Source organism: Sinomonas sp. (genome assembly GCF_036848755.1).
Taxonomy (GTDB): domain Bacteria; phylum Actinomycetota; class Actinomycetes; order Actinomycetales; family Micrococcaceae; genus Sinomonas.
Map to the genome: position 1 here is coordinate 24951 of NZ_DAIUJO010000028.1, position 8016 is coordinate 32966.

Sequence of the window (8016 nt, forward strand, 5' to 3'; positions counted from 1 at the left end):
GTCAGCTCGCGGCGTCGCCCAGCGTGCTGAGCGCGATGCCGTCGAGGATGTCGTGCTCGCTCGTGATCGCGCTCGCAACCCGGCCACCGGTCAGCTCGGCCATGCGCTCGAGGATCCGCCGCCATACGACCGCCCCGGCGCCGATGACGTCGGCGCGGCCAGGATGCATGTATGGAAGCGCTGTGCGCTCGGACCGGCTCATGCCGAGAAGCGAGCCGCAGGCCTCCTCGATCTGAGGCAGCGCGAGCTCTGATCCGTGGATGCGCTCAGGCTGGTAAGCGGGCAGGGCAAGGGCGTGGGCGGTGATCGTCGTGATCGAGCCCGCGACGCCGATGACCGCGGTCGCCGCCGCGAGCGGCACCTCGGCGAGCGCCTCGTCGATGCCGCGGTCGACGTCGTCCTGCGCCTCCGCGATTTCCGCCTCCGTCGGCGGGTCGCTGCGCAGATGCCGCTCCGTGAGCCGCACGCAGCCGATGTCCACAGAACGCGCTGCGATGACCCCGCCAGCGTCGCCCAGGACGAACTCCGTGCTCCCGCCCCCGAGGTCGACGACGACGACCGGCTCGCCCGCACGAAGCGGCAGCACGCTCGCCGCGCCCGCGAAGCTCAACGACGCTTCCTCGCTCCCTGGGACCACTTCGGGCTCGACTCCGAGCCTCGACCTGATGCCGTCGACGAAATCGTCGCGATTCCGCGCGTCCCTCGTCGCGCTCGTTGCAACGAAGCGGACGCGTTCTGCCCCGAGGCTCCGGATCGTCGCCGCGTAGTCCTCGACGGCCGCGAAAGTCCGTTCGAGGGCCTCGGGGGCAAGCAAGCCCGTCGCGTCGACCCCTTGGCCCAGGCGTACGATCCGCATCTCGCGGTGCACGTCGGTGAGCCGAGTCGGGCCGAGCGCGCCCGCGTCGTTCGGCGCGCCGTCCTGGGTGTCCGCAACCAGCAGACGGATCGAATTCGTACCGCAGTCAATCCCGGCGACTCTCATGCGCTTTCCCCGTCTGTTCGTCCTGCCTCTGGACCGGGTCCCTCGGAGCTGGCAGCCTCGGAGCGGGCTGCCCCAGAAACGCCAGCCTCTGCGTCCCGCCTCCGCACTGGCGCCGCTCGGCCCGTCATCGATGGGAGGCCCTGCGGACCGTGGCGGCTCAGGTCCCTGCTGGGGGCCGCAGACTCCGTGTCCCACGCCCCGGCGCAGTAGCAGCGGTCGGGGGTCCACCATTCAGCGATCCGCTCAACAGCCTCGTCACCCAGCACGTTCACCCCCTGACCCATCGCGAGCGACTGGCCCACCAGCACGTGGAGGCACTTGACCCGTTCGGGCATGCCGCCGGCCGAGACGCCGTCGATCTCGGGTACCGGTCCCGTTCCAGCCCGTTCGCCGACGCGCCGGCGCTCGTCGAGGTAGGCCTCGTGCGCGTCGCGGTAGGCCGACGCGAGCGCGGGGTCGGTCGCGAGCCTCTCGTTCATCTCGTTCATGACACCCGCCGCCTCGAGGCGCGAGACCGCAGAGGTGACGACCGGGTGCGTGAGATAGAAGGTGGTCGGGAAAGGGGTGCCGTTCGACAGGCGTGGAGCCGTGGCCGCGACGAGCGGGTTGCCGCACACGCAACGCGCAGGCACCTCGACCACGTCGCGGGCCGGGCGCCCCAGTTGGCGGCTGATGACGTCGAGGTCCTGCGGGGTCACAGCGGTCGGATCTGTCACGGTGTCCTTTCTCGGGCCGCCGGATCAGAGATCACTGGGTCGCGGCGCGGCGCACAGCATCCAGCAGCGACTGCGTCCAGGGGACGTCCGCGGGGGACGAACTGGACGCCGCCGGACTTGTTGCGCTCGAGGACGAGGAAGTGCCGACGTCGCCGAAGACCCAGTACGAGGTCTCTCCGGGCATCACCATGTTAATCCGGTCGCGGGCCTGCTGCTGGACGTAGGCCGGATCCTGCCAGCGCGAGATCTCGTCCTTGAGGTTCGTCTGGTCGGTCTGCTTGGCGGCGATGTCGGCCTGGATCGAGTGGATCTCGGCGCGTTGGCTGAAGAAGATGCGAATGGTCGGAGCGAGCATGATCGTGACCGCAACGAGGACGAGCGCGAGTGCGATGATGCGGCCCGAAAAGGCGCGGGCGGGCACGGGCTGCTGGTCCCGCACGGCCGATCGCTGCGCCGCCGAGAGACGCTGCCCGGACGAGGGGACGCGGCCAGCCGCTACGCTCCGAGCCGTGGGGGCCGACCGCGGGCGCGGGGAGGACCCCGCGCGCGCCGCCGCGGACGACGACGGGCGGCCGCCAGCGGCACCCTGCTGCGCCTCGTGCTGCGCGTGGCCCTTGGCGGCGGGCGCAGCCGAGGCCGTCGAAGCGCCGGGCGCCCGGACGGACCGGGGTACCTGCGGGCGTCTCGTCGCCATGGAAATCCCTCCAGAAACGGCAGCGGCGGCTATGGTCTCGTTCAACCATAGCCGCCGCGACCTGCTGAGCCGGGGAGACCGGCCGGTGCTTAGGCCTTGAAACGCGGGAAGGCGCTGCGGCCGGCGTAGCGAGCCGCGTCGTCGAGCTCTTCCTCGATGCGGAGGAGCTGGTTGTACTTCGCAACGCGCTCCGAACGGGCCGGCGCACCCGTCTTGATCTGGCCGGCGTTCGTGGCGACGGCGATGTCGGCGATCGTCGTGTCCTCGGTCTCGCCCGAGCGGTGCGACGTGATCGTCGTGTAGCCCGCACGCTGGGCGAGCGATACGGCGTCGAGCGTCTCGGTCAGCGAGCCGATCTGGTTGACCTTGACGAGCAGCGAGTTCGCCGTCTTGGCGTCGATGCCCTTCTGGAGGCGCTCCGGGTTCGTGACGAACAGGTCATCGCCCACGAGCTGGACCTTGTCGCCGATTGCGTCGGTGAGGGTCTTCCACCCGTCCCAGTCGTTCTCGTCGAGCGGGTCCTCGATCGAGACCAGCGGGAAGTCGCGGACGAGCTCCTCGTAGTAGGTGCTCATGTCGGCTGCCGAGCGGGACTGGCCCTCGAACTGGTAGGAGCCGTCCTTGAAGAACTCGGAAGAGGCGACATCGAGCGCGAGGGCCACGTCCTTGCCCGGCTCGTAGCCGGCCTTCTGGATGGCCTCGGTGATGAGCTCGAGCGCGGCACGGTTGGACGGCAGGTTCGGGGCGAAGCCGCCCTCGTCGCCGAGGCCGGTCGCGAGGCCCTTCTCCTTCAGGACGCCCTTGAGCGCGTGGTAGACCTCGACGCCCCAGCGCAGACCCTCGGAGAAGGTCTCCGCGCCGAGCGGCACGACCATGAACTCCTGGATGTCGACGTCGGAGTCCGCGTGGGAGCCGCCGTTGAGGATGTTCATGAGCGGTACGGGGAGGACGTGCGCGTTGGGGCCGCCGAGGTACTTGTACAGCGGGAGGTTCGCCGAGTCCGCCGCCGCATTCGCGACCGCGAGGGACACACCGAGGATCGCGTTTGCGCCGAGGTTGGACTTGTTCGGGGTGCCGTCGAGGTCGATCATGGCCTGGTCGATCGCACGCTGGTCCGTCGCGTCGAAGCCCTGGAGTGCCGGGGCGATCTGGTCGACGACGGCCTCGACGGCCTGCTGCACGCCCTTGCCGAGGTACCGCCCCTTGTCGCCGTCGCGGCGCTCCACGGCCTCGAACTCGCCCGTGGAGGCTCCGGAGGGAACAGCGGCGCGACCGAGCGAACCATCGCTCAGGAGGACCTCGACCTCGACCGTGGGGTTGCCGCGGGAGTCGAGGATCTCGCGGGCGTGGATGGCATCGATAAGGGCCATGAATGAACTCCTTGCAATGGTGAGCAATGGTGAACGGAGCGTGGGCACGGAAAATTACACGTGGATGACCTCGGTGTCACCCACAGCCTAGTGGGCGCGCGGGGACGGCGCGACACTGTGACTCGCCGGACCTCTTCCGCGGCTCCACTACCCCCGGATCCGCTCTGCGATGGAGCCCGTCGCCGCAGCCAAGGCAGGGTAGACGGCTGCCGCGATGCCGACGCCCGCACCGATCCCGGTTCCCCACCACACGAGCTCGGGGCTCAGCACCGCCGTCCACCGCTGCAACAGGCAGTAGACGACGACGGCCGCCACCCCCAGCGCCGACCCCAGCAGGCCGCCTCCCAAGCCGAGCACGGCCCCTTCGAGCAGGAAGATCCTCGCGATCGAAGGGCGGCTCGCGCCGAGCGCGCGGCGCAGGGCGATCTCTGCGGAGCGGGACTGCACAGCCAGATACATCGCGGAGGCCGCGCCGAGACCCGAGAACAGGAGCAGGGCCCAGGAGACCACGCGGACCAGGTCTGCGAGGTCGGCGGAGACACCCCGGTGGAGTGACCGGAGGTCGGCCGTCAGGGCGACGGTATAGGCGCCCGGCTGAGCAGGGTTCAGCACGAGCGGGATCGCCGACCGCAGAGCCGCGGGGTAGCCGTCCTCGGTCCGCACCAGGAGAACCGGGCTGAGTCCGGCGCGCCCGGCGAGGGAGGCGAAATTGACGACGACGGCGTCCCCGAGTCCAGGTGCACGCGCCGCGCTTCGGATGGCACCCACGACCTCTACTCGTCGTCCATCGATCCAGAGCTGTTGCCCAGCCGTGACCCGGTCGAGGCCGAGCGTTCGGGCAGCCCCTTCACCGACGAGCACGGCCGGACGTCCCCGAACGGTCGCCGCATCGAACGCGGCGACCGCCCCCGGCACCGACTCCACCGCGCCCTGCAAACCCAGCCACGCGCCGTCGGCCGCCACCAGCTCTCCCCTGAAGCGGGACTGCCCGGGCACGCTCTGTGGCGGGAGGACGGTCACGCTGCACTCCTGGCTCGAGAGCGTCGCGCTCACTCCCGAACCACGCACGCCTTCGAGGCGGTTGAGATCGTCGCGGATCTGTGCGGTGCGAGCGAAGAATTCGTGCTGGGTTGTGGGATCGCCGGCCGCGGTGACCGTGATCTCGTCGAGCGCAGCGGCCGAGATGCGCTGCGAGACCTGGGCCGCGGCACTCTCGCTGAGGCCCACGGAGGCCGTGAGGCCAGCGACGCCGAGCGCGAAGGCGAGGACCACCATGGCGCTGCGAACAATCCGCGACGTTGCTGAGGACACGGCGTCCGAGACGTCGTCGAGCGGGTCCCAACGTGCCCGGCCGGGCCCCCGACTCAGTGGGTCCGTGCGCAGGTTTGGGACCGGGCGTGTCGGGGTCGAGTGCGGATCGTCCTCCCTGACCTCGCCGTCCTCGATGCGGATCCGCCGGCGGGCAGCGGCTGCAACGCGCTCGTCGTGGGTCACGACGACGACGGTCGTCCCCTCCGCGTTGAGCTGCTTGAGCTGATGAATGAGCTCCTCGCTGTTGCGCGAGTCAAGGTTCCCCGTCGGCTCGTCGGCCAAGAGGATGGGCGCGCCAGTCGAGGCTGCACGAGCGAAGGCAAGTCGCTGCCTCTCCCCGCCTGACAGGTGACGACCGCGGGTGGACCACCGATGGCCCAAGCCCACCCGTGCCAGCCCCCTCGTCACCGCTCCCGGCCTCTCCCGACGCGGGACGCCTTGCACCCGCAGTCCGAGCGCGGCGTTGCGGGCCGCCGTCTCCTCGCGAAGGACGTGCGACTCCTGGAAGACGAACGAAAACGTCTCCTTGCGAAGGCGGCACAACTCGCGTTCTGGGAGCTCACCCAGTCGGCGCCCCAGCAGGAGGTACTCCCCTCTGTCCGGCCGATCCAGCGTTCCCAGGATGTTCAGGAGGGTCGACTTGCCCGAACCGGAGGCCCCGACGATCGCGACGAACTCCCCGACCTCTATGTCGACATCGCATCCCCGGAGAGCGAGCGTCCCACCGTCGAAGCTCTTGGCGACGCCGCGCAGGGAGATCGCGGGCGCCGTCCGCGCCACGTCGTCCGTGCTCACCCGACGATGACCTTCGTTCCCACTGGAAGGTCAGGGCTGGCCTCGATGCTGGCCCAGCCGCCCTCCTGCGCGAGGACGGTGACTGGAACGTCGCGCGTCGGCGGCGCCGTGCCCCCATTGGCTCCCTCGGCCCGCTCGGCTTCACGCGTCACGAACGTCCCTTGCGAACCCTGCCTGATGGCACTCATGGTGACGGCTGGCCCGCGCTTCCCCTGGCCCCCGACAGTGACGGAGACGGTGCTTGCCTCCTTGAGCGCAGCGGCGTCCTGTGCTGACAGTTCGACGCGGACGTCGTGCCCCGCCCTCTGATCTCTTGACGCTTCGTTGCTCTGAAACGGCCCGATGGAGGCGACCGTCCCAGAGAAGCTCGTGCCTCCCGAACCCCGCACCGTCACTGCCGCGCCGACCGTGACGCTGTCTGCCTCCGGCACCGTGAACCGCGCGGTGACCGCTTGCTGGCCAGCCGACAGGACGAAGAGAGGTTTGCCCGCCTCAAGCCTCTGGCCGACGACCGGGGCCTGCCGCACCGAGCCATCCCCCGACGCGAAGGCGAAATGGTCGACAGCGATGTAGGGCTTCCCGTCGCCCTCGGAAAGACTCTGACCGAACGTCTTGTACCAGAGTCCGGCGGCAGCGAGAGTCGGGGCGTCCACTACCCCGGTGGCCGGTCCTCGGAGAAAGCCGAGGCGCGAGAGCAGCGTCTGGAGTGCCGCGACGTCCGGCCCCGTATCGCCCCGGTGCAGATCGCGGTAGAGCGGAACGCCCTCGGGTATGAGGAAGACTGGTACCCCTGAGACGGTCGCGAGGAGATCGCCGACGGCGACGGGCGCCCCAAGAGCCTTTGCCACCGAAGTCACGATCTGTTTGGTCCCCGCCGCTGCCCCCTCGAACCGGACTTCGCGGGTCGGTGCCCCGGTGACGATTCCTTGCACGCTCAGGCTGGAGGTGACCGTCCGCTCCTCCACGACCGCCGTCACGCGGACCGACTCGGGAGCCTGCCCGAGCCTTGCATCGTCGGGCGAACGCACCATCGTGCCGAGCCAATAGCTGCAGGCGATGCTCGCGGCGACGAGCGCGGCAAAGCCAGCAAGGACAGCAGGCCGACCAGCGAACGGGATGCGAGGCGCGGCTTCCCTACGCACCATGCTCGGCCAGTACCTTGCGTGCTCTCGTTAGCGCCCCCTGCTTGGTCTTGGCGAGTTCGGCGAGCTGAGCCTCCTTCGGCGCCATGAGCGCGGCCTGGTACTGCGCCTCGATGTCGGACAACCGCTGCATCACCGAGAACTTCTGCTTGCACCTGACGTCCTTGACCGCATCCCGAATCTGCTGTTCCTTCGACCCGTTGCCCATCGACACGCCCCACTCCCCGTATCCGGGATCCGGGGTCAGACCTTCGCCCTTGATGCACTCGAGCCATTGACTGTTGATCTGCCGGTACTCGGGATCCTGATAGGTCAGCCTGCTTGCCTGATCCGAGAGCTCCCCCACGACCGTGTTCGCTGTTGCAGCCCAGCCCGGTGTCATCTCGGGAATCAAGCGACCTGTTGCCTCAAGTTGTCCTCGGCATTCCCGGGAAGCCTGGACGGCATCGTCGGGAGGCCCCTCGGGGCCATAGCGCACTCCTGAGTCGTAGATTCCGTCTGCCCTCTTGATCTTTACGGGTTGCCACCCGTTGACCTCGACGAGTCTCATCACCCACGGCCCGTAGCGGCGGTATTCGCTGACTTCCAGGTCCCCAGGGGTCCCCATGAGCGGCCTTCCCTGAGCCCGTACGCAGTCCTCGGTCAGATATGCGTTGGCCGAAGAGACGAGTTCCCATTCCTCGGGAGAAAAGATGTAAGCGTCGACTGGGAAGGTGACGGCCGCGTTGCTCTCACTGACGGCGGCCCTCACCGAAGAAAAAGGCGAGCGGTCGACAGGGGGCAGGGGCCCTTCCGTTGGCGCGCTGCCGCTTTGGCCCCGTAACCCACAGCCCGTGAGCAAGAGCACCCCAACCAGGACTGCGCCTGCGTACGGGATCCACAGGAATTGGCGGGCCAATCAGGAAGCCTCGTCATGGCTGCTGATCTTGTCATTCCAGCTTCCTCCCCAAGGGTGGCCCAGGGAAGTCAGATTGAAGGCTTGGCCTTCTTTGGCATAGAAGCTCGG

At 69.1% G+C, this 8016-nt stretch carries 7 protein-coding genes; all 7 read right to left on the reverse strand.

Annotated elements, in window-relative coordinates; all coding sequences use genetic code 11:
* Position 1: 1 nt before the first annotated feature.
* Complete coding sequence (locus V7053_RS06515) at positions 2-982, reverse strand: Ppx/GppA phosphatase family protein (protein WP_334171456.1); 981 nt, start codon at positions 980-982, stop codon at positions 2-4.
* Positions 979-1698 carry a DUF501 domain-containing protein gene (locus V7053_RS06520; protein WP_334171457.1) on the reverse strand — a complete coding sequence of 240 codons (720 nt, stop codon included), beginning with the start codon at positions 1696-1698 and terminating at the stop codon, positions 979-981. The genes V7053_RS06515 and V7053_RS06520 overlap by 4 nt, the downstream gene beginning before the upstream one ends.
* 31 nt (positions 1699-1729) lie before the next feature.
* On the reverse strand, positions 1730-2392 hold the full coding sequence (locus V7053_RS06525) for an FtsB family cell division protein (protein ID WP_334171458.1): 663 nt from the start codon (positions 2390-2392) through the stop codon (positions 1730-1732).
* Positions 2393-2481: 89 nt separating this feature from the next.
* Positions 2482-3762 carry a phosphopyruvate hydratase gene (eno, locus tag V7053_RS06530; protein WP_334171459.1) on the reverse strand — a complete coding sequence of 427 codons (1281 nt, stop codon included), beginning with the start codon at positions 3760-3762 and terminating at the stop codon, positions 2482-2484.
* Positions 3763-3909: 147 nt separating this feature from the next.
* Complete coding sequence (locus V7053_RS06535) at positions 3910-5868, reverse strand: ABC transporter ATP-binding protein/permease (RefSeq protein ID WP_334171460.1); 1959 nt, start codon at positions 5866-5868, stop codon at positions 3910-3912.
* Complete coding sequence (locus tag V7053_RS06540) at positions 5865-7013, reverse strand: peptidoglycan-binding domain-containing protein (RefSeq protein ID WP_334171461.1); 1149 nt, start codon at positions 7011-7013, stop codon at positions 5865-5867. Before V7053_RS06540 ends, V7053_RS06535 begins: the two co-directional genes overlap by 4 nt.
* The gene (locus V7053_RS06545; RefSeq protein WP_334171462.1) at positions 7003-7392 is read right to left on the reverse strand and encodes a hypothetical protein; all 390 of its coding nucleotides are present in this window, start codon (positions 7390-7392) and stop codon (positions 7003-7005) included. Before V7053_RS06545 ends, V7053_RS06540 begins: the two co-directional genes overlap by 11 nt.
* Between the last annotated feature and the right edge of the window lie 624 nt (positions 7393-8016).

Coding starts and splice junctions, on each gene's coding strand:
- V7053_RS06515 (WP_334171456.1), bottom strand. CDS start 982: ATGAGAGTCGCCGGGATTGACTGCGGTACGAATTCGATCCGTCTGCTG.
- V7053_RS06540 (WP_334171461.1), bottom strand. CDS start 7,013: ATGGTGCGTAGGGAAGCCGCGCCTCGCATCCCGTTCGCTGGTCGGCCT.
- V7053_RS06545 (WP_334171462.1), bottom strand. CDS start 7,392: ATGACACCGGGCTGGGCTGCAACAGCGAACACGGTCGTGGGGGAGCTC.
- eno (WP_334171459.1), bottom strand. CDS start 3,762: ATGGCCCTTATCGATGCCATCCACGCCCGCGAGATCCTCGACTCCCGC.
- V7053_RS06525 (WP_334171458.1), bottom strand. CDS start 2,392: ATGGCGACGAGACGCCCGCAGGTACCCCGGTCCGTCCGGGCGCCCGGC.